Annotated in this window: 21 protein-coding genes; 5 read left to right on the top strand and 16 right to left on the bottom strand. The window is 41.6% G+C overall.

What is annotated here, in order from left to right:
* Nucleotides 1-28 precede the first annotated feature (28 nt).
* Genes ctaD through AAFH98_RS00215 form a run of 10 tightly spaced genes read right to left on the bottom strand, consistent with a single transcriptional unit; the run spans nucleotide 29 to nucleotide 12,195 of the window.
* The gene (gene ctaD, locus AAFH98_RS00260) at nucleotides 29-1,774 is read right to left on the bottom strand and encodes a cytochrome c oxidase subunit I (protein ID WP_342520655.1); all 1,746 of its coding nucleotides are present in this window, start codon (nucleotides 1,772-1,774) and stop codon (nucleotides 29-31) included.
* Between the two features lies 1 nt (nucleotide 1,775).
* A complete protein-coding gene (gene coxB, locus AAFH98_RS00255; protein WP_342520654.1) occupies nucleotides 1,776-2,726 on the bottom strand; it encodes a cytochrome c oxidase subunit II in 951 nt (316 codons plus the stop codon).
* Complete coding sequence (locus AAFH98_RS00250) at nucleotides 2,713-3,552, bottom strand: SCO family protein (protein ID WP_342520653.1); 840 nt, start codon at nucleotides 3,550-3,552, stop codon at nucleotides 2,713-2,715. The genes coxB and AAFH98_RS00250 overlap by 14 nt, the downstream gene beginning before the upstream one ends.
* A gap of 9 nt (nucleotides 3,553-3,561) precedes the next feature.
* Nucleotides 3,562-4,116 (bottom strand): hypothetical protein, encoded by a 555-nt coding sequence (locus AAFH98_RS00245; protein WP_342520652.1) that lies wholly within the window; start codon nucleotides 4,114-4,116, stop codon nucleotides 3,562-3,564.
* Between the two features lie 59 nt (nucleotides 4,117-4,175).
* Nucleotides 4,176-5,360: a hypothetical protein gene (locus tag AAFH98_RS00240; RefSeq protein ID WP_342520651.1), complete on the bottom strand. Its 1,185-nt coding sequence runs from the start codon at nucleotides 5,358-5,360 to the stop codon at nucleotides 4,176-4,178.
* A 43-nt stretch (nucleotides 5,361-5,403) separates the two neighbouring features.
* Nucleotides 5,404-6,390, bottom strand: a complete 987-nt coding sequence (locus AAFH98_RS00235; protein WP_342520650.1) for a c-type cytochrome — start codon at nucleotides 6,388-6,390, stop codon at nucleotides 5,404-5,406.
* A gap of 36 nt (nucleotides 6,391-6,426) precedes the next feature.
* Nucleotides 6,427-6,975, bottom strand: a complete 549-nt coding sequence (locus tag AAFH98_RS00230) for a DUF3341 domain-containing protein (RefSeq protein WP_342520649.1) — start codon at nucleotides 6,973-6,975, stop codon at nucleotides 6,427-6,429.
* Between the two features lie 12 nt (nucleotides 6,976-6,987).
* Nucleotides 6,988-8,421 carry an NrfD/PsrC family molybdoenzyme membrane anchor subunit gene (nrfD, locus tag AAFH98_RS00225; protein WP_342520648.1) on the bottom strand — a complete coding sequence of 478 codons (1,434 nt, stop codon included), beginning with the start codon at nucleotides 8,419-8,421 and terminating at the stop codon, nucleotides 6,988-6,990.
* Between the two features lie 18 nt (nucleotides 8,422-8,439).
* Complete coding sequence (locus tag AAFH98_RS00220) at nucleotides 8,440-11,490, bottom strand: TAT-variant-translocated molybdopterin oxidoreductase (protein WP_342520647.1); 3,051 nt, start codon at nucleotides 11,488-11,490, stop codon at nucleotides 8,440-8,442.
* 51 nt (nucleotides 11,491-11,541) lie between these two features.
* Nucleotides 11,542-12,195: a cytochrome c3 family protein gene (locus tag AAFH98_RS00215; RefSeq protein ID WP_342520646.1), complete on the bottom strand. Its 654-nt coding sequence runs from the start codon at nucleotides 12,193-12,195 to the stop codon at nucleotides 11,542-11,544.
* A 330-nt stretch (nucleotides 12,196-12,525) separates the two neighbouring features.
* On the opposite strand from AAFH98_RS00215, the gene AAFH98_RS00210 reads away from it, so the two are divergent.
* On the top strand, nucleotides 12,526-13,089 hold the full coding sequence (locus AAFH98_RS00210) for a DUF420 domain-containing protein (RefSeq protein ID WP_342520645.1): 564 nt from the start codon (nucleotides 12,526-12,528) through the stop codon (nucleotides 13,087-13,089).
* Nucleotide 13,090: 1 nt separating this feature from the next.
* On the opposite strand, the gene AAFH98_RS00205 is transcribed toward AAFH98_RS00210, so the two are convergent.
* Complete coding sequence (locus AAFH98_RS00205) at nucleotides 13,091-13,474, bottom strand: hypothetical protein (protein ID WP_342520644.1); 384 nt, start codon at nucleotides 13,472-13,474, stop codon at nucleotides 13,091-13,093.
* A gap of 401 nt (nucleotides 13,475-13,875) precedes the next feature.
* Between AAFH98_RS00205 and AAFH98_RS00200 the strand changes: the two genes are divergently transcribed.
* On the top strand, nucleotides 13,876-15,441 hold the full coding sequence (locus AAFH98_RS00200) for a DEAD/DEAH box helicase (protein WP_342520643.1): 1,566 nt from the start codon (nucleotides 13,876-13,878) through the stop codon (nucleotides 15,439-15,441).
* 69 nt (nucleotides 15,442-15,510) lie between these two features.
* On the opposite strand, the gene AAFH98_RS00195 is transcribed toward AAFH98_RS00200, so the two are convergent.
* A complete protein-coding gene (locus AAFH98_RS00195; protein WP_342520642.1) occupies nucleotides 15,511-16,707 on the bottom strand; it encodes a CynX/NimT family MFS transporter in 1,197 nt (398 codons plus the stop codon).
* 140 nt (nucleotides 16,708-16,847) lie between these two features.
* Between AAFH98_RS00195 and AAFH98_RS00190 the strand changes: the two genes are divergently transcribed.
* On the top strand, nucleotides 16,848-17,873 hold the full coding sequence (locus tag AAFH98_RS00190; protein ID WP_342520641.1) for a zinc-binding dehydrogenase: 1,026 nt from the start codon (nucleotides 16,848-16,850) through the stop codon (nucleotides 17,871-17,873).
* A gap of 92 nt (nucleotides 17,874-17,965) precedes the next feature.
* Nucleotides 17,966-18,406 (top strand): 5' nucleotidase, NT5C type, encoded by a 441-nt coding sequence (locus tag AAFH98_RS00185; RefSeq protein ID WP_342520640.1) that lies wholly within the window; start codon nucleotides 17,966-17,968, stop codon nucleotides 18,404-18,406.
* 35 nt (nucleotides 18,407-18,441) lie between these two features.
* Here AAFH98_RS00185 and AAFH98_RS00180 read toward each other — a convergent pair whose 3' ends face one another.
* Nucleotides 18,442-19,239 carry an alpha/beta fold hydrolase gene (locus AAFH98_RS00180; RefSeq protein ID WP_342520639.1) on the bottom strand — a complete coding sequence of 266 codons (798 nt, stop codon included), beginning with the start codon at nucleotides 19,237-19,239 and terminating at the stop codon, nucleotides 18,442-18,444.
* Nucleotides 19,240-19,301: 62 nt separating this feature from the next.
* A complete protein-coding gene (locus AAFH98_RS00175; RefSeq protein WP_342520638.1) occupies nucleotides 19,302-20,768 on the bottom strand; it encodes an SDR family oxidoreductase in 1,467 nt (488 codons plus the stop codon).
* Nucleotides 20,769-20,938: 170 nt separating this feature from the next.
* Here AAFH98_RS00175 and AAFH98_RS00170 point away from each other — a divergent pair, with 170 nt between their 5' ends.
* Nucleotides 20,939-22,408 carry a sensor histidine kinase gene (locus AAFH98_RS00170; RefSeq protein ID WP_342520637.1) on the top strand — a complete coding sequence of 490 codons (1,470 nt, stop codon included), beginning with the start codon at nucleotides 20,939-20,941 and terminating at the stop codon, nucleotides 22,406-22,408.
* A 16-nt stretch (nucleotides 22,409-22,424) separates the two neighbouring features.
* Here the strand turns inward: AAFH98_RS00170 and AAFH98_RS00165 are convergent, their stop codons facing one another.
* On the bottom strand, nucleotides 22,425-23,558 hold the full coding sequence (locus AAFH98_RS00165) for an adenylate/guanylate cyclase domain-containing protein (protein WP_342520636.1): 1,134 nt from the start codon (nucleotides 23,556-23,558) through the stop codon (nucleotides 22,425-22,427).
* Between the two features lie 119 nt (nucleotides 23,559-23,677).
* A complete protein-coding gene (locus tag AAFH98_RS00160) occupies nucleotides 23,678-24,250 on the bottom strand; it encodes a hypothetical protein (protein ID WP_342520635.1) in 573 nt (190 codons plus the stop codon).
* Nucleotides 24,251-24,286 lie beyond the last annotated feature (36 nt).

Here is a 24,286-nt window from a genome sequence, read left to right as displayed (position 1 = left end):
TATTAATAATTTTCAGGTTAATACTCAGTTATTCGGCTTTAATTTCTTTACCATCTGCACTTACTTCAACATCACTTTGCTTGCCGTGCCCATTTGCAGAGTGTGCAAGTCCCAACTGAAATTCTTCCATTGGCTTGTGATAGTCATAGGGACCGTTAATAACAACAGGTGTATGATGGAAATTGTGCAGTGGTGGAAGTGTGTTTATTTGCCATTCCATAGCGCGACTACCCCAGGGATTAGCCGTAGCTTTCTGGCCGGTAAATAATGATTTCACCAAATAATAGAATACCAGCAGGAAGCCAAGTCCTAATATATATGAACCGATCGTTGATACTTGGTGGAATGGTTGAAACTGTTCGATGTAGTTAAAATAACGTCGAGGCATTCCCTGCGAACCCATTACAAACTGAGGTAAAAAGGTGACGTTAAATCCAATAAAGATTACTCCACAACTTATTTTGGCTAATGTCTCGTTATACATTTTTCCAGTAATCTTAGGCCACCAGTAATGCAGGCCGGCTAAGAAAGCCATCACCATACCACCTACCATTACAAAGTGAAAGTGGGCAACTACATAGTAGGTATCATGCAGGTGAACATCGAGGGCGATTGATGCAAGTACAATACCGGTTAGTCCGCCAACTAAGAAGAGGAAGAAAAATCCAAATATATATAAGAGCGGTGATTTTAAATCTATTGACCCTTTATATAAGGTTGCAGTCCAGTTGAACATTTTGATGCCTGTTGGAATACCAACCAAGAAAGTGAGGAATGAGAAAATCATTGATGCAATAGAAGCCTGTCCGGATACAAACATGTGATGTCCCCATACGAGGAAACTAATAAAGGCAATTGCTAAGGATGAAAGTGCAATAGCCCAATATCCAAAGATGTGCTTACGTGTAAAAGTGGTAATAACTTCAGAAACCACTCCAAAACCGGGAACAATCATAATATATACTGCCGGGTGACTGTAGAACCAAAAGAAGTGTTGGAAAAGAACCGGATCACCGCCCATTGCAGGATCAAAAATACCGATGCCCAAAATACGTTCCATGCCAATAAGGGCAAGAGTAATAGCAAGAACTGGTGTTGCTAAAATTTGAATAATACTTGTTGCATACAGACTCCAGCTGAAAAGCGATAGCTTATCCCAGGTTAGGCCGGGCGCGCGCAGTTTGTGAATGGTTGTGATAAAGTTGATTCCCGTAAGAATAGAGGAGAACCCGATAATAAATACACCAAAAACCATGGTTGTAACAGCACCACCGGTAGTAGAAGAGTAGGGCGTGTAGAATGTCCATCCTGTATCAATACCACCATTTAATATGGCAAATACAGCAACAAAAGCTCCTCCCAGGTAAAGATAGAAGCTCATTAAGTTAAGCCTGGGAAAGGCTACATCTTTGGCACCCAGCTGTAACGGTAAGATAAAGTTACCAAGTGCTGCAGGTACTGCTGGAACTAAGAATAGAAAAACCATAATAGCCCCATGCAGGGTAAAAACCTGGTTGTAGGTATTGGCCTCAATAAATGTTTTAGCGGGAGTCCACAGCTCGGTACGTACAATCAGAGCCATTATTCCTCCAATAAAGAAGAAAAAGGTAATAGCTCCCAAAAACATAATACCGATCTTTTTATGATCGACGGTCGTTAACCAAGACCACAAACCGGTTTCTTCATTTAGGAAATGTTTGTCAGGATTATCCTCGGGTTTAAATCGTTGTACCTGAATCTTTTTTTCTGTAGAACTTGCTTCTGCTGTATCCATATTACTTCAATGTTTTGATGTATTCAATAATCGCATTAATCTGTTCATCATTGAGCTGACCTTGGTAAGTATTCATTACCGCCGGGTATCCTTCCACAACTTTAGCATTTGGTTCTAATATTGATTCCCGGATGTAATTTTCATCAGCAGTAACGGTAGAGCCATCTTCCAGTGGCACTTCATGGCCAAACAATCCTTGCCAAGTTGGTCCCGTCATATCACTTCCATCGGTAGAGTGGCAAGTTTGACACGCATATTCTTGCGTTAATTGTTCTCCCCATTTTTCTGGAGCTAAATCATCAGGCTTAGAACCGCCACCAGAATTTTCGGCAAGCCAGCTTTCAAATTCTTCTTCTTCATGGACAATAACATTCCCAAGCATATCAGAGTGCCCATCACCACAATACTCGGTACAAAAAATGATTGATTCGCCGGGTTCGGGAGCGTTAAACCACATTTCGGTATATTGGCCGGGCACAACATCCTGTTTTAGACGATAGTCAGGCACAAAAAAGGAGTGAATTACATCATTGGATTGCATAATCAGTTTGATTGGGCGATCTGCGGGCACATGTAATTCACCGGTAGATCGTGCTCCGTTTTCGTATTGGAACTGCCAAATCCATTTTTGAGCTGTTACATTTACTTCGTAGGCATCATCAGGTACCACCGTTTGGTTAACGAATACTTGATATCCCCATCCAAACACAATAAGAACCAAGATTAATGGGATCACAGACCAAGTAACTTCGAGGGCACTATTATGCGTAATAAGTGGTGTAACTTCGTCTTCTGATTTACGACGGTACTTATACACGAAATAAATCAGCACACCAATAAGTCCAATCGTTAAAATAAGGCTGCTGCCATGTACAAACCAAAAGAGTGTATCGGTCTGCTCAGCCAGCGTTGATTTTGCCGGTGGTAATAAAAAATCTTTAAGCGCGTCCATTCGTTTCTTTTATTTGCTTTTCATTATTAGAATATCGGTGCTTCAACCACATAAAACCGAGGAATATACCCAGAATTAACATGGTAGCAAAGCCGCCAACCTGCATAAAACGCCAGGCTACCGGTACATAACTATTGGAATCCGCATCGTACTGATAGCAGTAGAGTAATACTTGTTCTGCTGTACTGCCAACGTTTCCATCGGCGGCGTCATAGAGCGCATTCCGTAAATCAAATTCATCATATTTGAGGCCATATAAATAACGGGTTATTTTCCCATCCGGGCTTAAAAACATAATGGCAGCGCCATGTGCATATTGCCCGTTTTCAAGACGCTGCTTTTTAAAGCCAATAGCCTCAGTAAGTTGTTGGATGTTATCTTTACTGCCTGTTAAAAAGTGCCATCCTTCCTCGGCACTATTGCGATCAAGTTTATTCAAAAACCGTTTTTTATTATCAGCTGCCAATGATGTTTTTTCATTGGGATCAAAACTGAATGTAACAATATTGTATTCTTTGCCAGGTGACCATTTAAGATCTTTCACCCCCTTAAAAATTGCTTCTTTGATCATTGAACATAATTGGGGGCATTCGTAGTATACCGGATTTAACAAGACCGGTTTTCCATCAGTAAATAATTCTTTGAGCTTAATCGAATCTCCTTTTGCATTAGCAAAAGTTAAATTAAGTGGTATTTGATCTCCCAGACGTTCTTCGACTCCAACATCATCCAACTGACGTGGTTTTTGTTGGTTTAACTGTCCAAAGGAAATCTTAGGGAGTAAAAACAGGCTTAATGCTACTATTACAAGCCCAAAGTACTTCATAATTATTACCTATTCTTCATCGGCAGTCATCGTATTGATTGCACTGTCGATAGGAATTCTATAAATGTTATTTTCGAGATCAACGACACCGAAACTTTCTAATTGTTGCCTGGCTTCTTTTTTCATCTGATTAACTTGATAGTACTCACTTTCAGATGATACGCGTTCTTGTGTGGTGTTCATATTATACTCGTACATCTCCATAAGTCCACGCACAAAAATAATAACCAAAATGGTACCAAAAACGCTCCAAAATATAAGGCGTTTATAGTTGAGCTTATCAGCCATAACGCCATGTTCAACAGAGTCAGCGATTTCTTCACTGGTTATTTCAATATCAACATTTTCTGTGGGTTCTTCCGAAGGGGATTGTTGTTCTTCATCCTCCGTTTTAAATACATCTTCTCCACCTTTTTCAAGCTCTGTTGCCCACATCAAAATAACAGAAACAGATACGTCGTACTGTTCCGCCAATTTATCCAGATTTTTCTTGGATTGGTCTAAAGCTTTTTGAGCAACCTCTTTCTTAAATTCAGCGGAATAATTTTGCTTCTCGTTGGCCATGAAAGTATAAGCTTTATTAGCAGTATCAGTTGTTACTGCGTTATAGTGTTAGCTAAATGTTAGTGTTTGTTGAGTGATTCTCCCAGTTTGGGATCATTGATAGCTACCATTTTCTGTTGTTTAAATCGGTAGAAAAACAATCCTAAGAAAATACCTCCAAGTCCTACAAAACTGGTAATTGTCATCCAGTTAAAATGGAAGCCATGATGGTTAAGTACTGGCATTACAAGCCAGTAAAGTTCAACTAAGTGTGAAACTAATATCAGTACTGAAACACTACCTACAATTTTGTAATTCGACTTTGGTGCTTTAGGCAGTAAAAGTATAAATGGAATGACAAATCGTCCAAATAAATAGATATATGCTAAGTATTCATATCCGCCTTGTAAACGCTCTAAGTACCAGACTGTTTCCTCAGGGATATTGGCGTAATAGATCAAAAGAAATTGACTAAAGGCGATGTAGGCGTAGAATACGGTGAAGCCAAACATCTGTACCCCTAAATCATAAATATGTCCCTTTTGAATGGTATTGGTGAGCAGATCATTCTTCCACAAGAAAAATATGATGAGAATGAGCGCAGCAAATAAACCCTGAAAACTCATTGCAAAATAATAGACACCAAAAATAGTAGAGTACCAATGTGGATCAAGGGACATGATCCAATCAAATGATGCAAATGCCAGGGTAATAGCAAAGAAAAACAAGCCCGGACCACTGGTTCGTCGCAATAGAGTTTGGAGCCCCCAATCGCCAGTTTCATCCATTTCAACAGATTTGTTATACAATCGATAACCCAGAAAACTCCAAACAGCAAAGTAGATTACTTGGCGAATAATAAAGAAAGTAGTGTTCAAGTACGGTTCCTTGCCTTGTAGTACCGGATCGGTCGCTATTGCATCGGCATGGGTCCAATGGTACAGTGAATGCATCCCGAAAAGAATAGGGATAATGAACAATCCCCAGATCCAGAAGTTCGAAGAAATTGCTTCAGGTATTCGACGAATTACAGCACTCCACTCCGAACGAGTTAGGTGCTGTATCATTACAAAAAATAAACTTGCAAGGGCAATGCTCGAGAAAAAAGAGAAGCTTACAAGGTATGAGAAGTAGAACTGATCATGATCAAGAAAGTATCCAACACCAGTGGCCAACAGGCCTACAACGCCAACCCCAAAGAGCGACTTGGTCACATTTAAGTCTGAGGGAAAATCCAGTGTATCAGTAATTGTGGGCTTACTCATAGATTAAACCAATCGTTTATATGCGTTAAAATCGTTTAGAATGTTATTCTGCGTTTTCACTCAGTGATTTTATGTAAGCAACCAAAGAGTTTATCTCGCTGTCACTTAAATAATCATAAGGTACCATCGATGGTGGAAATCCTTCGACAACTTTTGCTGATGGATCTACAATAGATTCTCGCAGATAGTCCTCATCAGCTGTAACAGTTGAACCGTCATCCAATGTTCGCTCAGATCCATACAGGTTTTGCCAGGTTGGACCTACCAGTTTTGATCCATCTGTTGAATGGCACGTCATACAACCGTTGTTCTGAGCCACTGTTTGTCCACGTGATGCGGTAACTTCTCCATCGTCATCAGCTTCAGCCTCTTTCTTAGCCTGCTCGGCAGCTAACTTTTCTTGATAATCTTCTTGCAGAGCAGTGAGGTCAACATCGTACTGTTGAATTTCATCTTCAGATACATTTTGACTTTTTTGCAAAGCTCGTACGTATGCCACAATAGCCCATCGATCTTTGACAGAAATTTGTGTTGCGTAAGAGGGCATATTACGGATACCATTGGCGATAGCAGAATAAATATAGCCATCGCTTTGATTTTGTAGACGTTCTATATGGAAGCTTGGTGCTGGGACATAGCCGTAATTGTTGGCCATCACAATTCCATTGCCATCACCAGTATTTCCGTGGCAAGGTGTACAATAGATCTCATATTGATCTTTTCCGCGATAGATGAATGACTTCGTAAGATCAACGGGAATTTCCTCTACAAAGCTGCTGTCTTCATTAATTCCCTGGTAGTAAGCCTTGTCTTCTTTTAAGTCACCTCGGGCGATAGTGCCGTCAACCGGCTTTCGCATGGCACGATTATCAGCGAAAAACTCATTTTTTTCTTGTGGTTCAAAACGCTCTTGCTGGTCCATGTTCATGTTAGGGTGTACGGGTTGCGAATCAAACTTTTCGCCCCTGCAACCGGCCAATGCCAATGGGAGAACAATAACAGCTAATAATAAGTACTTAGAAACTTTCATCGGATTGTTATGCGAACTAAAGATTTTTGTGGTCAATTATTCCGAATCGTATACGGTTTCAATGTGCGTTGCCCCATTATTTTGGAACAGCTTAGTAACCTTTTCTTCTGAAAAAAGATCGTCGGAAGCTTCTATGTGGACAAAAAAGCCATCGTCAGAAGCTTTTTCAAAGCGATCTACGTTAAATAGTGGATTGTGTAACCGCGGAAGTTTGTTTAACGCCAACATGCCAAAGGTGGCAGCAAAAGCGGATAATAAAACCGTCAGCTCAAAAGTAATGGGCACGTAAATGGGAATATTGATAAAAGGTTTACCACTGATGTTCATCGGGTATTCATAGCCCATCACCCAAATCATTAATGCTAATGCGCCGATCATTCCTGTAAGAGCTCCTCCCAGTACAATCCAACCAAGGGGAGACTTCTTTATGCCCATTGCTTTTTCCATCCCGTGAATAGGGAAGGGAGCGTAGGTATCAAAATCCTTATAACCGGATTTCTTTACGGATGATGCTGCATCAACAAGTTCTTTGGGATTTTTGAACTCAGCTAATACACCGTACACTTTTTTGTTTTCTGCGTCCATAAATATCAGTTACTAAACAGTTTGCTCTTGTTGAACTACAACAGGTTTCGTTTTCTCAATATCAAATTCGCTGGTTTCCTCATCGTAGTTATGTGGATCGGCCTGCGGCATAACTCCTTTAACTTCTGCAATGGCAACCATTGGCAGGAAGCGGAGGAATAGCAGGAAGAAAGTGAAAAATAATCCGAATGTTCCAATGTACGTGAGAATATCCCACATGCTGGGAGAGTAATAATCCCAAGCAGAAGGCATAAAATCAGTTGATAGCGATGCGACCGAAATCATAAATCGCTCGAACCACATACCGATGTTTACGATAATCGATATCACAAATGTGATTGCTACATTACGTCGAATGTTCTTAAACCACAGAAGCTGGGGAGTTACCACGTTACAGAACATGAGAATCCAGAAGCCCCAGGCATAAGGTCCAACGACGTATAACCAGAAAATTCCTTGTTCATAAATATATCCACTGTACCAGGCTACAAATCCTTCCATTAAGTAAGCGAATGCCACCAAATTACCCGTAACCATCATTACAAGGTTCATCTTTTCCATGATATCGATGTTCATGATGTCTTCAAGCTTGTAGATCTTTCGTGCAATCAACATCAGTGTTAATACCATGGCAAAACCAGAATAAATCGCACCGGCAACAAAGTAGGGTGGAAATATTGTACTGTGCCAGCCCGGAATAACCGAAACAGCAAAGTCAAATGATACAATAGTGTGTACTGAAAGTACGAGGGGCGTAGCAAGTCCGGCCAGAATCATATAAGCCTTTTCGTAATTCCACCAATTTCGAAAACTGCCTGTCCAGCCCAGCGAGGCAATCCCGTATGACATTTTAGCAACCTTACTTTTGGCTTTGTCTCTCAGTGTGGCAAAATCAGGAATTAAACCTACATACCAGAAAAGTAATGAAACAGTAAAATATGTGCTTACGGCAAATACATCCCAAAGTAGTGGACTTGAAAAGTTGGGCCAAGCTGCCATTTGGTTGGGAATCGGAAATACCCAGTAAATAACCCAGATACGTCCCACGTGAATGGCGGGAAAAATTCCGGCACACATAACCGCAAATATGGTCATCGCCTCCGCAAAACGGTTAATAGCTGTACGCCATCCCTGTCTAAAGAGGAATAAAATAGCAGAAATCAAGGTTCCGGCGTGACCAATACCAACCCACCACACAAAGTTGATAATAGCCCAACCCCATCCAGCGGGATTGTTAAGACCCCAAATTCCGGTACCTTCCCAAATAAGGTATCCAATGGCACCCAAAAGGACCATAAGCAACATGTTGGCAAGGCCAAATGCTAAATACCATAATTTCGGAGTAGGAGATAGGGGAGTTTTCGCAATAAGATCAGTGATACTCCCAAAGGAATGATCTCCTTTTACAAGTTTTGGCTCTGGTACGTATTGATAATCAGTGCTCATCGTAAAGTGTATTGAAAATTAGGCCAATTTGGGATTTGGATTACGAATTTTAGCAAGATACGACGTTCTTGGTCGCGTATTAAGTTCTTCTAAGAGCAAGTAGTTACGGTTATTTTTCTTCGTTTTGACTACTTCACTCTCTGGGTCGGTAAGATCACCGAAATAGATTGCGTCTGCTGGGCACGCTTGCTGACATGCCGTTTCAACAGAACCATCCAGTGGTTTCTTAGACTCACCATCCGTTTCGATATCGCGTTGTATCTTCGCGCGATTAACTCGCTGTACGCAGTAGGTACATTTTTCCATCACACCGCGGAAACGAATCGTTACTTCTGGATTCATTGCCATCTGGACGATTTCAGGATCGTCACCACCCGTTAAAAATTCTTTTGAGTAATTAAAGAAATTAAATCGACGAACTTTATATGGACAGTTATTAGCGCAGTAACGCGTTCCAATACATCGGTTATACGTCATTTGGTTCATGCCGTCATCACTGTGAGTAGTTGCGGCAACCGGACAAACTTGTTCACAAGGAGCCAGTTCACAGTGCATACAAGGAACAGGTTGGTGAACAGCTTTTGGATCATTGACATCGCCATCAAAATAGCGGTCATTTCGAATCCAGTGCATCTCACGCCCGCGACTTACTTCGCGTTTGCCTACAACAGGGATGTTATTTTCTGCGGTACATGCGATCGTACATACTCCACATCCCGTGCAGGTATTTAAGTCGATAGACATACCCCATTGAGGTTCGTCATCGGGATATTCTTGCTCGTCGATAGAATTAAAAATTGATAGTGGGTCGTCTTCGCCATGTTCTTCGGCAAATGCGACACCTGGCATTTCGGCATCATACGCCGATTCATACGCCGAGAAGTTTGGATTCTCTTTATATTCCTGGAGTGTAGCATATCGCAACAGCGAACGTCCTTCCATGCTGTTGTGATCCTGTGTAGATGCTATTTCATAGGTTTCCCCAGTCTTTTCTACGGAAATATTTCCCGCAACATGCATATTAGCGGTTGTTCGAAGCGGATACGTATTGGTTCCCGTCTTGTTTGCCACGCGTCCAACACCTTCGCGGCCATAACCAACAGTAATAGTGATACTGTCATCGGCATGGCCTGGTTGAACCCAAGCAGGAATTTCAACCGTAGTACCATCTACTGTAATAGCAATAACTTCTACTTCTGATTTACCGAGCCCGGCTTCTTTAACACCCAATTCGTCAGCTGTTTTCTTGCTCATTAAGGCCACATTATCCCAAGTGATTTTGGTCATTGGCTTGGGAAGCTCTTGCAGCCAGCCGTTATTGGCATAGCGTCCATCAAAAACCGTAGAGTCGGGACGAATAACCAGCTCCATGCCCTCAGCAGGTTGTGCATCGCTGATAAAGTTAGAGGCTTGGGAGTTAAAGTCGTTTGAAATACTTACTGATGCTGCAGAAAAAGTTTGTTCTTCTGCTAAACCATCATGCAAGGCTTCATTCCACTGACTGGTAAAGTCATTGCCGTAATAATTTTTCCATGTTTCTTGAACCAAGTCATACCCGTTGGATTGTTCTCCCGTTAATATGGTGTTCAAGAACTCAATTTCACTAATGCCAGAATATAAAGGTTCGATTTGTGGCTGAACGATCGATCGTGTTCCGGAATAAGAATATCCGTCGCTCCATGCTTCAAGGAAATGCGCACGATTTATGTGCCAGTTAGCCAGTTTCGACGTTTCATCATAATAGTCAGAAAGATGAACAACTTGCCCGGCATTAGAGAGTGCATCTTCAAAATTCAGATCAGCAGGTGCTGAAAAAGCGGGATTCGTTCCGACTAATACAACAGTATCAACATTTTCATTGTTAAGTTCATCAATTAAGCCAGAGAATGCTTCCCGATTGTTTTGGTCATCAATATGTGGAATTTCAATATAACCAACGGTTTCACCGTCGTTGTTGAGTGCTACATTGATTGTTGCAACAGTAGCGTGAAGTTCCGGCTTGTGATCTCGTCCAACGGTTAATAGTGAACGACCTTGATTATCGAGCAGCTCTTCAGCCAGTACCGATATCCAATCGTGATCAGAAAATTTGTTGCTATAACCGTTAAATGCAGAAAGTCCACTCACTGAACCAGAAAGCTCAGCAGCCAGTGCATATATAAAGAGGTCAACTTCGCCAGACTTAATACGCAGACGGTTATCGGCGTTGGAGCCGGTAATGCTGAATGTACTTTCAACAGCATAAAATCGTGACATGTCATCATCTTCCGACATCACGCGGCGCCGGTCAGTAAAACTCTTAGTGTTTTCAACACTATTTTTATCGGCAGCCGGATTTAAAAAGTCATCATCAAAACTTACGATGACATCGGCTTCACCAAATTGATTATATGTGCGCAATCGCTGACCAAATGCCATATTTGTTCCTTCAAGGGCATTGTCTTCACCAAATGGTTCGTAGGTGATCCATTGCGCATTCGAAAAGCGATCCATTGCCTCATCTTTCAACCTATTATAAGTAGGTGAAGAATTTGCTTCCGAAACAAAGGCAATGTTTTGATTGGTATTAGAAAAATGTTCACTACAAAATTCTGCAAAGGCACTAACCGACGAACGCTCTCCGTTTTTTCGAACGTAACGCGAGCGATCGGGGTCATACATGTTTAATATCTCAGCCTGGCTGAAAATGCTGGTATTTCCCTGGCTGGCGGGATGCATCTCATTTCCTTCAATCTTAGTCGGACGCCCCTCGTTATTTTCAACAACAATGCCGCTAAGAGCACCTTGAAAGGGGGCTGAAGAAGCGTAAAACTTTGGCTCTCCCTCCACATAATCTTCCGGCTGCTTGCTGAAAGGTACGATTTTCTGCACTGGGCGTCGGCATGCAGCAAAGCCAGCTAATGCAATGGAAGCTCCCATTACCCGCAGAAAGCCGCGACGGGATACTTTATCATTAAGTTCTGTAGCATTTTCAGGAAATTCACGTTCGACGAACTTTTCATATTCTTCGTTTCTGGCAAGTTCGCCCAAGCTTTTCCAGTAATTGGGACTTTTTACTTCTTCGCTCATTCCGTTACGATTGCGTTTATTCAGATTCGTTCGGTTAGGTATACCTTATTATTAATAGTGGCAGCTTTGACAGTAGGTTGGTGGAGCAATATTGTGTTTTGCTACCAAGTCACGACCCATTTCAATTTGATCTTTTTCTGGCTTATAGCCCATTGTAGTAACTTCATCAACCGGACGAACGTACTGTTCCGGATTTCTGTGACAGTCAAGACACCAACTCATACTTAGTGGTTCTTTTTGGAAGACGGTCTCCATTCGGTCAACACGCCCATGGCAGGTTTCACATCCAACGCCAACATTTACGTGTGCAGCATGATTGAAGTAAGCATAGTCCGGGAGGTTGTGCACGCGCACCCATTCAATGGATTCGTCATTTTCCCAACTGTCGCGGATTTTTTGTACCTCCTCTGGGTTTTGCGAGCCATCAACTTGATTGTGACAGTTCATGCAAGTTTGTGTGGCCGGAACATTGGCATGTTTTGATTCCTTTACATTGGTATGACAATACTGGCAATCTATGTCAAGTTCACCGGCGTGCAATTTATGGCTGTATTCGATGGGCTGTTCAGGAGCATAGCCTACATCGGTGTATTCCGGAGAAAAATAGTACCAAACTCCTGCTACTGTTGCGGTCGCGAAAATAATAAGCCCGAGCAAAATACGTTGGGGAACTTCATTTGCCCATTTAGGAAAAATCTGAGCCATGGGTTAAGTAAAATTTATCGTTGCTTTTTAGCAGTTGTGCTCTAAAAGTTTCGGCCTGAAAGTATGGAAAATCCAAGTCTTTTAGAACCCATAAAAATGAGAGTTTCGATATTTAAATCGATTCTAAATAGATTGGGCCCGTTTTGCCGTCCTCGAAATTAGTGGCCTAAGATATAATCTATTTAGCAAAAATGCCTAATGAGATTTTAAGATATAGATAGAAAATTACTGTAATCTTGGCAGAATAAATCTTGTCTGATTATTGCTGCTTTAACAAACAATAATGGTTATCTTTGCCCTGCTTTTAATTTATTCAATAAATTTGATGCAATGAGTTCCAAAAAGCCTATTACCATTGATCTCCTTAAAAACATCAGTTTTGCCAAAGCTTTAGGCGTTATATTATTAATAAGTGGCATTGCATTCGGTTTCTTAATTTGGCTGATCTATTATAAAGGAGGGAGTGATCATAGCTCAACTCTTATAAGCAGCTTGCCGGCTTTGAATGCCCTGTTAAATAGTGCGAGCACAGTATTTTTACTATTTGGATATCAGGCTATTCGTCAGCGTGACTTTACCCGGCACATGAAGTTCAACTTAACGGCCTTTGTTACTTCTACTTTTTTTCTGATTAGTTATGTGATTTATCATAATTTTCATGGACATACCCCTTTTCCTGGCGAAGGACTCATTCGGCCTATTTATTTCTTTATACTCATAACACATATCATATTATCAGCTTTGGTAGTTCCAATGATCTTGACGAGTTTTTATTTGGCATTTGCCGGAAAGCTGAAACTACATCGAAAGGTCTCAAAAGTTACCCTGCCAGTTTGGTTGTATGTATCGGTAACAGGAGTGGTGATTTTCTTTATTTTAAACGCCTATGCATAGATTAAGGAGTAGACCACGAAATTTCCATTCCGTCTCCATTTATTGTTGCCGTTGCAATAACCTTAACACTTGCGTCGCTGCCCGTACCGGTAACTGTTAAGGTATTTCCGGAGCCAGATATCTCATAATAACCGTTTTCATTTTTTGGTTCAACGGAGAGAATGTGTTGTTGTGAGATTCCATCAAAAGAATTGCCGCCACCGCCAACCATTTCTGGCTTCCGATAGTAGATTTGAGCATCGTTAAGTATCATCAATATATCTTGCCGTACAGCTGTTTCGTTGGAGTTCGTTCGTGCTTCTTGCATGGTATCAATTGCAACTACGGCCGCTACTCCTATCAGAATAGTAACTAAAATAACTAAAAGTAATTGTTGTTGTCCCATAACCATCCCTTATATAGTATTATGGATGATAGTTACGGAACATACTAATAAGTTGAAAAATAGTTAGTGAATTTTAACTAACATAAAGATACTCTTAAAAACTTATAATGAGGTTTTTTGTGTAGTGTTTGGGGGATATTAGCAAATGTTGAAGGTCGTCAACACTAACGATCAAATATTAATCTTTTAATTTAGTGTTGTTCTGCTGATAATTGCGTACCTTAGGCCAGCTGGTGTTACTTTAATATCCCACCTACTCGTTAAACAGGTTCTTGCAATCCTTTCTTTGGTCTGTCGGCGCCTCTAATATACACGGTTTTTGGATAGCGGCTTAGTAAGCTGGTACTATAAGTATGTTTTTGTGGCGTCAGGTATTTACTAATACTCAATTAATTTTATTTATGACCAATTTAGATTTTAACGACCTTGATTTAACGGATTCCATTTTAGAAGGAATCGAACAAATGGGGTTTGAAAGTCCCACTCCGGTACAACAAAAATGCATACCTTCTCTTTTAGAAGGCAAGGATGTTGTAGGGCAAGCCCAAACGGGAACGGGAAAAACAGCTGCTTTTGGTATCCCGGTTGTGCAACAAACCGACATTAGTAACAAGAATGTGCAGACTATTATAATGTGTCCCACGCGTGAGCTGGCGATTCAGGTGACAGGAGAACTCATCAAAATCGGGAAGCAGCTCAACGGATTGAATGTTATTCCCATTTATGGAGGGCAATCTATTTCACGACAGATAAAAGCACTTAAGCGTGGTGCACATATCGTTGTTGGAACGCCTGGGCGAACGATTGATCACTTGCGCCGTGGAACAATGAAGCTGGATAACCTGCAGCGTGTTGTTTTTGATGAGGCGGACGAAATGCTCAATATGGGTTTTCGGGATGATATGGAGCAGATTCTATCTTATGCTGATCAGCCGGTACAAACCATTATGTTCTCGGCGACAATGTCAAAAGGCATTCGCAAGATTATGAATCGCTATATGAGTAATCCAGAGACGATTACTATAGAACGTAAGAAAGTAACAGCCCCAAATATTGAGCAGTATGTTGTTGAGGTTCGAGATTCTGTCCGTACCGAAGCCATTTGCCGCTTTATGGATATCAATGATTTTAAGCTGGCGTTGGTTTTTTGTAATACCAAGCGTAAAACAGAACAGGTAACTCGTGAATTGCAATCACGTGGATATTCGTCGGATTTTATTAACGGTGATTTGAACCAGAATCAGCGTGATCGTGTGATGGCAAAATTTCGTTCGGGAGCAATCGATGTTTTGGTTGGAACCGATGTTGCCGCTCGTGGATTGGATATTGACGATATTGAGGCCGTATTTAATTATGATATTCCTCAAGATCCGGAGTATTATGTGCACCGCATTGGACGAACTGGACGTGCGGGACGATCAGGAATGGCGATTACTTTCACAACCCGACGTAAGAAAAAGGAATTGCGTACGATCGAAAAGCAGATTAAGAATCAGCTAAATCCGCTCGAGATGCCGTCTACAGCCGATGTTCGGATATCAAAAATGGCCGGACGTATGGACGAAGTTGTTGAGATGTTGGAAAAAGGCGATTTACGACCTTACATCGAGCAGATTGAAGGATTTGTTGATGATCGATTTACAACCATCGAAATTGCAGCTGCGTTGCTTAAAATGAACACGGCAGTTGAAGAAGTGGATGAGGATCAATCACAAGCCAAAGAGTATGATGATTCTGCTATGATTAAGATCCATTTTAGTGTTGGCAAGAAGAACAATGTGTATCCCGGTGATTTAGTGGGAGCTATTGCGGGCGAATCTGGCATCCCCGGAAAAGTAATCGGTAATATCGATATCTTTCCCAAACACGCTTTTGTGGATGTTCCTGGTCAATATGTGAATCAGGTGATCAGCGGAATGAACAAGAACCGCGTCAAAGGAAAGAAGGTGCACGTTAAAGTAGCTTAACGGCAGCACGTATTTTGCAAAATTTTGAAAGTGGATATCCGTTACCGGGTATCCACTTTTTTATGGATACTATTTTACCTCTTGGGGTTTGGCAGCTCCCAACCCAAAAATAAGTTTGGCTCCTACAATAATTAACAGAAACAGAAGTGGTACCAGCCAGGCGCCTGTAGCGTCATGCATGGCTCCAAATAACGTAGGTCCCACGGCTGCAAGCAGATATCCAATGGATTGTGCCATTCCAGATAGTTCCGTAGCGGTTTCGCTATTAGATGATCGAAGCACGATAAATAGTAATGCCAATCCAAAGCTCCCCCCTAATGCTGCTCCGATAAGAGAAGCCCAAAGTGCAACCAGAAACGGGTCGGGGAACATTAACCCCACCAAGCTCACCGCTTCTGCAACCATTAATGCCCAGACTAATTTTCGCTGATCGTCAAGTTTCTCGGCCCAGACTGGTATAAAGATCGTACCCACGACTCCCATTGCTTGAGAAAGGGACAGCATCCATCCAGCGTTATTGGCCGATAGGCCACGATCTTGCAGAATTTCGGGCAGCCAGGCTAATATCACGTAAAAAGCCAGTGATTGCAGTCCCATAAAAAGGGCCACCTGCCAAGCGGTAAGGGAGCCCCCCAGGTTTTTCATAGAAGTTAAAAAGTGGCGCTCTTGCTTAGGTACCGTCAAATCCTTTAACTGGGGCAGCCAAATCAGGAAAGCCAGTAGTGAAAGAGCGGCCCAGGCTCCAAGTGACCATCGCCAGCCCATTCCCCAATCATAGGCCAACGGTACGCTGAGTCCGGCCGCAGCTGTGGCACCGAGTCCCAGAGCACTTGAATAAACACTCGTCATAATACCTGAATGATTAGGAAAATCTCGTTTTACCAAGCTTGGGAGCAATACATTTCCAAAAGCAATAGCAACACCTAATAGTAAGGTACCTGTAAATAGCGCCCAGTTAGCTGGAATAACACGAAGCAAAATTCCGCCTGTAAGCAAAACCATGGCCAATGCCAGAGTTCCCTCAATGCCCATTCGTTTTGTAAACAGTGGCGTTAATGTGGAGAGTACACCAAATGCCAGTAGAGGTAGGGTCGTCAGTAATCCCAACATAGCATTGGATAGCCCGGTAGCTTCCCGAATAGTACTAACCAATGGGCCAACGCCCGCCAGTGCCGGACGCAAGTTGAAGGCAATCAGCACAATGCCGGCAATTAGTAGTATATTTGTTACTCTTGAATTTTGTTCAAATGGGGAGGATGCAGCCATTCTAAAATTCAGAAATCTAAAATTTATATGGTTATAATAAGGCGGGCCAAAGATACAAAACTGAAGTGAGTATTCATGAGTAATATTTTTGGAAATTTGTAAGTCTATGTTGTATAAATCCGGTTAAGAAAAAAGTATTTATGAGACAGATTGTTAACAGATCGAATGGTGGGTATGACGTCTTGGAAGTTGAGGAAGTGCCCGACCTACAGCCAGAGGAAGATGAAGCCATTATTAATGTAAAAGCATCCGGGCTAAACTTCGCGGATATTCTTGCACGTAAAGGGCAGTATCCCGATGGGCCTGATAAACCCTGTGTAATGGGATACGAGGTTGCAGGTATAGTTGATGCAGTCGGACACGAAATTGACGATTCTTGGTTGGGAAAAGAAGTTATTGCTTTTACCCGATTTAAAGGGCAGGCTGAACAGGTCGCGGTTCGTGAATTGCAATTATTTGAGAAGCCGAATCGCTTGTCTTTCGAGGAAGCGGCTGTTTTGCCGGTGAATTATTTAACAGCTCACATTTTAATAGAGGTTATGGGATCGCTGCAGTCCTACGAATCAATTCTGATTCACAATGTGGGTGGTGGAGTAGGCATTGCTGCACTGGATATCGCTCGACATATTGGCGCCACGATTTATGGTACCGCCAGTAAGCGAAAGCATAACTTTTTAGCAGAGCGTGGTTTAGATTATACTATCGATTATCGCAATAAGGATTGGTCCGAAAAGCTAATGGATTTGACCGATGGTAAAGGTGTTGAACTGATTACTGATCCACTGGGTGGTAAGGAATGGAAACGAAGCTACAAAGCCCTGCGCGCAACTGGGAAGTTGGGCATGTTTGGGATTTCATCGGCCAGTGAAGGAACCGGCGGGGGTTTGGGAGCAATGTGGAGTATGCTCAAGACAGTTGTACAAATGCCGTTTTATCATCCCTTACCGTTGCTTAACAAAAATCGTGGCGTCTTTGGTGTAAACTTGGGACATTTGTGGCATGAGCCCGAAAAAGCAAGCATCTGGATGGAGTATATTTTAAAAGGAGTAGAAGAGGGTTGGATCAATCCACATGTTGATACCACTTTTGGTTTTGAAGATGTCGCCAAAGCTCATCGTTATATTGAAGAGCGAAAAAATATTGGCAAGGTTATATTAGTACCTTGATAGAAAAGATATGTTATCCTGAATGCCGAATGGTCGGGACACGTGTTGTTTCAGCATCAAAAAGTAATGATTGAACCAAATAGGAAATACGCATGAAAATTGTTTATGTCGATATGGACAGCGTGCTGGTTGATTTTGAACACGGCATTGATCAGCTTTCAGAAGAAACGTATCAGGAATACAAAGGCGATCTTGATGAAGTGCCGGGCTTTTTCCGAGACCTTCCGCCCATCGACGGGGCCATCGAAGCCTTCCACAAATTAAGTGAGCGGTATGATGTGTATATACTTTCCACCGCACCGTGGTCCAATCCTTCTGCCTGGATCGACAAGTTGCTTTGGGTAAAAAAACATCTGCCCGATGTTGCCCGCAAGCGATTGATTTTAAGCCACAACAAGCATCTTAATAAAGGCGATTATCTCATTGACGACCGTACTGCCAACGGAGCAGGTGATTTTGAGGGTGAACATATCCATTTTGGTGAAGAGCCCTTCCGCGATTGGGATGCAGTGCTTGAGTATTTGCTACCGTAGTTTTCTGGGGATAAGCTTCTACTTTGTCCCAAATGTTACGTATTGGCAGCCCAATTGTCAGATTTGAGAAAGTTAAGCGTCACCCGATTGAAAACCTCGGGTCTTTCTACATTTACGACGTGTCCACACTTGTCTACGATTTCGAGCACTGATTTAGAGTGCTCTTTAACTACTCTTTTGACCGGTGGCAGAAAGAGGTAATCTTCGCTTCCCATAATATAGAGCGTGCGGATTTTAAGCTCTTTCTCACGAAAATATTTTAGCAGGGGGTTCACCTCGTGCGTCATGTTAAACCATTTCAAGAACTCCTTTTTATAGAGTTTTTTGGCTTCGCGGATGAAAAGATTCCGTGACTCGGAGTGCCGTTTTCGGGGCATGATGATCCATGCAAAAAGTTTATAGAGCCACATAAAAGGGACAATCTTTTTGAATTTGTGTCCCAGCCAAACCAAGAAACGAGATCGTACGTTCAGGCGCATAATGGCACCACTCATTACCAGTGATTGCACGCGATTGGGCTGCATCTCTCCAATTGTTCTTATGATTATGGTGCCTAATGAAACGCCCACAAAGTGGGCTTTTTCGATACCAATTTCGTCGAGCACATCAATGATATCCTGGCTGGCCAGCTTAAAAGAGTATTCCTCTTCGTAATATTTTTGAAGCATCCCCTTGGATTTGCCATGACCACGGAGGTCAATCATCAATACGTTGAACTCTTTCTTGTAGGTTCTTAGTTGTTTAAACCAGATTGAAGAACTGCCGCCCGCTCCGTGGACAAACACAACCCAGTCAGTATCTTTATTTTTAAAAAAAGTTTTATAGTAAAGCATAATGTTGTTGTAAACCTATAAGCTACAAATAGCGGTGTTGGTTTCAAATACTTCGAGAGTAACTAACTGTTATTGGTTTCAATCTGTGTAGCAAGTTTATCAATCATGCTGGAAAAAATAAGCGAGTGAAAGGGATATAGCCCATACCAGTAAAGGAGTCCAAATAATCCTTTTGGAGCAAAATAGGCTGTTTGCACCAGTTTTGTAGTGTTATCGTCGTTAGGGAGGGCTTGAAATTCGAGCCAAGCCTTGCCCGGCACTTTCATTTCGGCCCGCAGGCGAAGTAATTCCCCTGGTTTAATGGCTTCCACACGCCAAAAGTCGAGTGCATCGCCTACGCGTAATTCAGTGGGATGACGACGTCCGCGCCGAAAGCCGACTCCACCAACCATGCGATCTAATATCCCCCGCAGTTTCCACGCCCATTGAAAAACCGGCCAGCCGTTTTCACCTCCCAAACTTGAAAATGTTTCAAAAACCTGTTGGGATGAACCATGTACGGTACGAATGCGTCGCTCAATAGTAAGTCCCTCTTTAGTTTTAAGAATAACTGGTTCTTCATCTCCTTTGCTACTGATGAGTGCGTCATTCCATGTTGTTTCAACATCATCTGTATCAATGCGGGCCATTGCCAGTTCAACGGCTCTTTTGTATGAAAAGGGATTAATTTCGGGAAATAGTTTTTCAGCGTCATTACTTTGCACGATGACGTCATTTTTGAGTCCTTCGATTAACGGTCGAGCCAATGAGGAAGGGATAGGAGTCATCCAGTGGACCCAATGAGAAGATAAAGTAGGAGACAGAACCGGAACGGGAAGAAGGATCCGTTTTAATCCATTGACCTGGGCATAAATCCGCATCATATCGGCATAGGTAATAACGCTGCTGCCGCCAATCTCAATAATTTTATCTTTGGTTTTGGGTTTCTCAATAGCGGCTACCAAGTATTGCAGCACATTGCGGATAGCTATAGGTTGTACTTTGCTGTATACCCATGAGGGACATATCATAATGGGTACGCGTTCGGTGAGATAGCGTATCATCTCGAAGGATTTACTTCCTGATCCGACCACAATAGCCGCCCTAAACTCCGTGACGGGAACACCAGACTGTCGTAATACTTCCCCGGTTTGTTGCCTCGACTGTAAATGTTTAGAAAGATTGTCCTCTGGATTCCCGAGCCCGCCCAGATAAATAATACGCTCTACATGTTGTGATTTTGCAGCCTTGCTGAAGTTTTTTGCTGCTTGTATATCTCGTTGATGAAACTCTGAGCTACTTTTGCCACTCATACTATGGATTAGGTAATAGGCGACATCAACGTTTTTAAGAGCTTCGGGTAAACTTTGGGGGTTAAGGACATCTGCTTCGACAACTTCGACCTGATCAATCCAGGGACGACCCTGAAGACGATCGATATCACGAGAAAGTACGCGTACTTTGTATCTTTTTTCTAATAGTTTGGGTACAAGACGTCCCCCAATATACCCGGTGACGCCTGTAACTAAGCATCTCAGTTGTTTGCTCAAAGTGATAGATGGTGAATGTGAATATGGCTATTGAGTTTAGTAACAGTCGTGATCTGTAAGAACGTTCAATTCCTAAAAAATTAGATAAGTATTTTTTATATAGATCGAACTTTTGTAGAATTCATTATTGGCTTTTAAAAGTGTGCTTTAGGTTAATTTATTATTTGGCGATGGGTTATTTCAAAGAAGGTTGTTGGCTACAACCTCATCTGTTATGTAGTGTTACTATTTTCTTTCTACTCTTTTTCAGTTTTAATGCTCAGGCTCAGCAACAAGAACGCATTTGGAATTATGCTGAGGTAAGGGCTGACTCCAATAATGACAATACATTAGATCATTTGGGAGAAAGGGTGACCATTACAGGTATTGCTAATATTCAAACGGGATTGCTACACGAGCATTATTTGCAGGTGTTTGTTCAGAATGATTCTTCCGGAATATCGGTTTTTGCCATGGATATTGATATTCCTTTTGAGTCAGGTGACAGTTTGGTTGTTAAGGGTAAGGTAGATCGTTATAACGGTTTGGCAGAAGTTCATGCCGATTCGTATCAGGTTTTTAAAAAAGGATCATCTCCGCCCGCTCCCAAGCCATTGGATTTGGCGATGGTAAATCCATCGAAATATTTGGGAATGCTGGTGGAAGGAGAAGGAAATATTATTGAAAAGGGCAATTCCTTTAATGGTAAATATGTGCGTATTGCATCAAGTAAAGATGCTACAAAGACGATGATGGTATATGTGTCTAACTTCCACCACCTTTTTGATGATTTTAATTTTGATGTATTAAGTGTGGGGGATAAAATCGTCGTTTGTGGCATTATCTCGGAATACAACCCCGATTTTCCCGAGGAAGAAACGTACAAAATGTTCTTGCGAACGCCCCAGGATCTTGAGTATGCAGGTATCCCTCAATTTTATATGCTGTTATTGTTGTCAGGATTGGGAATTATCACCATTATAATTGTAGGATGGGTGGTCATGTTACGCCGACAAGTTGATAGTAAAACCAGCGTTATTAAAGAATCGCTTAACGAGAAAGAGTTGCTGTTGCGTGAAATTCACCATCGCGTAAAAAACAGTTTGGCTATTGTATCGGGATTAATTGAGTTGCAGTTGGATAGCACCGAAAGTGCTGAAGCACAAGGGATATTGCAGGATAGTCAAACACGTATTCGATCGATGGCTTTGATTCATGAAAAATTATATCAAACAGAGTCGCTTTCGGAAATTGAATTGGATAATTATTTAAAAGAGTTGGTAGAGGCTATTCATGGCACTTTTACGGAATACCAAGAGCATGTTGAGCTGATATTTGAGTTAGAAAAGGTCGAATTAGATGTGGATCGTGTAATTCCTTGCGGACTTTTAGTAAACGAGTTGGTTGTGAATGCTTTTAAGCACGCTTTTGAAAAAAATAAGCGAGGATTATTAAAGGTAGGACTCTATAAACAGAATGGGGATATCACGTTGAAGGTTGCCGATAATGGGCCGGGTGTTCCCGATGATTTTAGCTTTCACGAGGAAGGTAATCTTGGTTCTATGCTTGTCGATACGTTTGCGGCCCAATTGAATGCAAAGACAGAAATTGCAACGAATGGGAAGGGGAGTACTTTTTTATTTACTTTTCCCAGAAATTAATTAAAAGGTGGGAAAGCTAAGGAGTGTTGCTTTGGGAATGCATGGGATATACATTACTGGGATTGGGTCCAAGCACTTCACAGTATTTGATCGTTTCATCCTTTTCAGAAAGCGTAGCTTCCTTAAAGTCAGAGGTTTGGAAAGAATCTTTTACAAGTTCGTGAGTTCGCTCACTAATAATAATTGAGTTAGGTTTCGACTTGCTTATTTTTTCTAATCGGGATGCCGTATTTACGGTATTACCAATGACCGTATATTCCATAAATTCATTGGTGCCAACATTCCCTACAATAACTTCTCCGCTGTTAATGCCGATACCAATGCTAATTTCTTCGCCCAGCTTTTGACTGTATTTGGCATTTACTCTTTCAAGAGAATCAACCATTTGCAGTGCCGCAGATACTGCATTTTCATGGTTATTGATGTAAGATATTGGAGCGCCAAAGACCGCAAGTAACCCATCGCCAATATATTTGTTGATAGAGCCTTTGTTTTCTTTAATAGCTACGGAAAGAATATCCCAGTAATCATTTAAAAACTGCACCACTTCTGAAGGTGGTAATTCACTGGTCATCTTCGTAAAGTCGCGCATATCAGCGAAAAGGACTGAGACAATCCGTGATTCGCCGGGTTTCATCATATCTTCCTTTTCGGTCTCCAGTGCTTGTGAAACTACTTCGCCTGGCACATACTTTTTAAATAAATCAAGTATATCTTGCTGCTTGTTTTCATATTTGGAAATTTTTTGTGAAAGCTGCTGATTTTTAAACTGAGCCTCCTGAATTTGCAAGGCATTATCAATAGCCATTTGAAGGTTAAGGTCGGTAAATGGCTCACTAATAAATCGGAAAATCAAACCCGTCTTATAAGCTCTTTTTAAAGAATCAGTATCATTGGAAGAGTTTATAATAATATTCGTTAAATCCGGGAACTCATGAGATATACTTTCACAGAATTGAAGGCCACTCATCTGCGGCATCATTTGTTTTGCTACGGTAACATGGATATCGTAATCTGTTAACGTACGGTGAGCTTCCTTGATAGACGATGCGGTAAATACATTATACGATTCCACATAGGCCTGCCGAAAGCGGCTCAGGGCCTGCTGGTCATCAGATATAAATAATATGCTACCACTATTTTGATACATATATCAACCAAATAAAAAGTATACACCTATCAGCTAATATATGTAAAGGGGGTTATTTTCCCAATTTTGTCCTGAATGGGCTTTGTGGGGAGTAGAGGGCGTTTGGGAGCAATATTGATTTATTCATTCATCAAATCCAGCAAGTAATTGGTCTGTTTTTGTTCAACCTCTTGTATTGCTGATTTTGTGGTTTGAGCTTTGATCTCTTTTAAAGCAACATTTTCAAACTCCTCATCCTCACTTTTCATTTCTGCCCATAGTCGATGGAATCGAGCAGCCTGTATGGCGCCATCAAGTGCATTGGGGTTGATACATTCCCGAGCTGCAAGATAAGCCGGAGCATTCTCATTTCCCTGCATCATGCCCGTTGTGTCGGTAGCAATAGCAGTACCTTCTGTTTCTTGATATAACTCCTTTAGTGATTCAGTATCTGCCTCTTTAGCAATGGCTTTTTCAGCAAGGTCAAGAATTTTTTTCTGTATTGGCTTCAGATTATTATTTATTTGCCGGGCACACCAAACTGCAAACTTTCGTAAAAGGATAGGGTTATCCTCTTCCTCCAAATATTTTAAAATTGACGTTACTTGATCATCCTCTTCTTTAATTTGGTTGCCGGTTTCACCATCAATAACAATTATTTTGTGATGTTCAGTGTCGTAAATATAAATTAAATCCTTTTTGTCGTGCTCCATAAATAAATGCTTGATTCTGCTTGAATATGCGTGCTA

Origin of the sequence: Fodinibius sp. Rm-B-1B1-1 (assembly GCF_038594945.1) — a bacterium.
GTDB lineage: Bacteria > Bacteroidota > Rhodothermia > Balneolales > Balneolaceae > Fodinibius > Fodinibius alkaliphilus.
The sequence above is the reverse complement of the archived record's forward strand: the minus strand, read 5'-3'. Positions and strand labels throughout refer to the sequence as shown.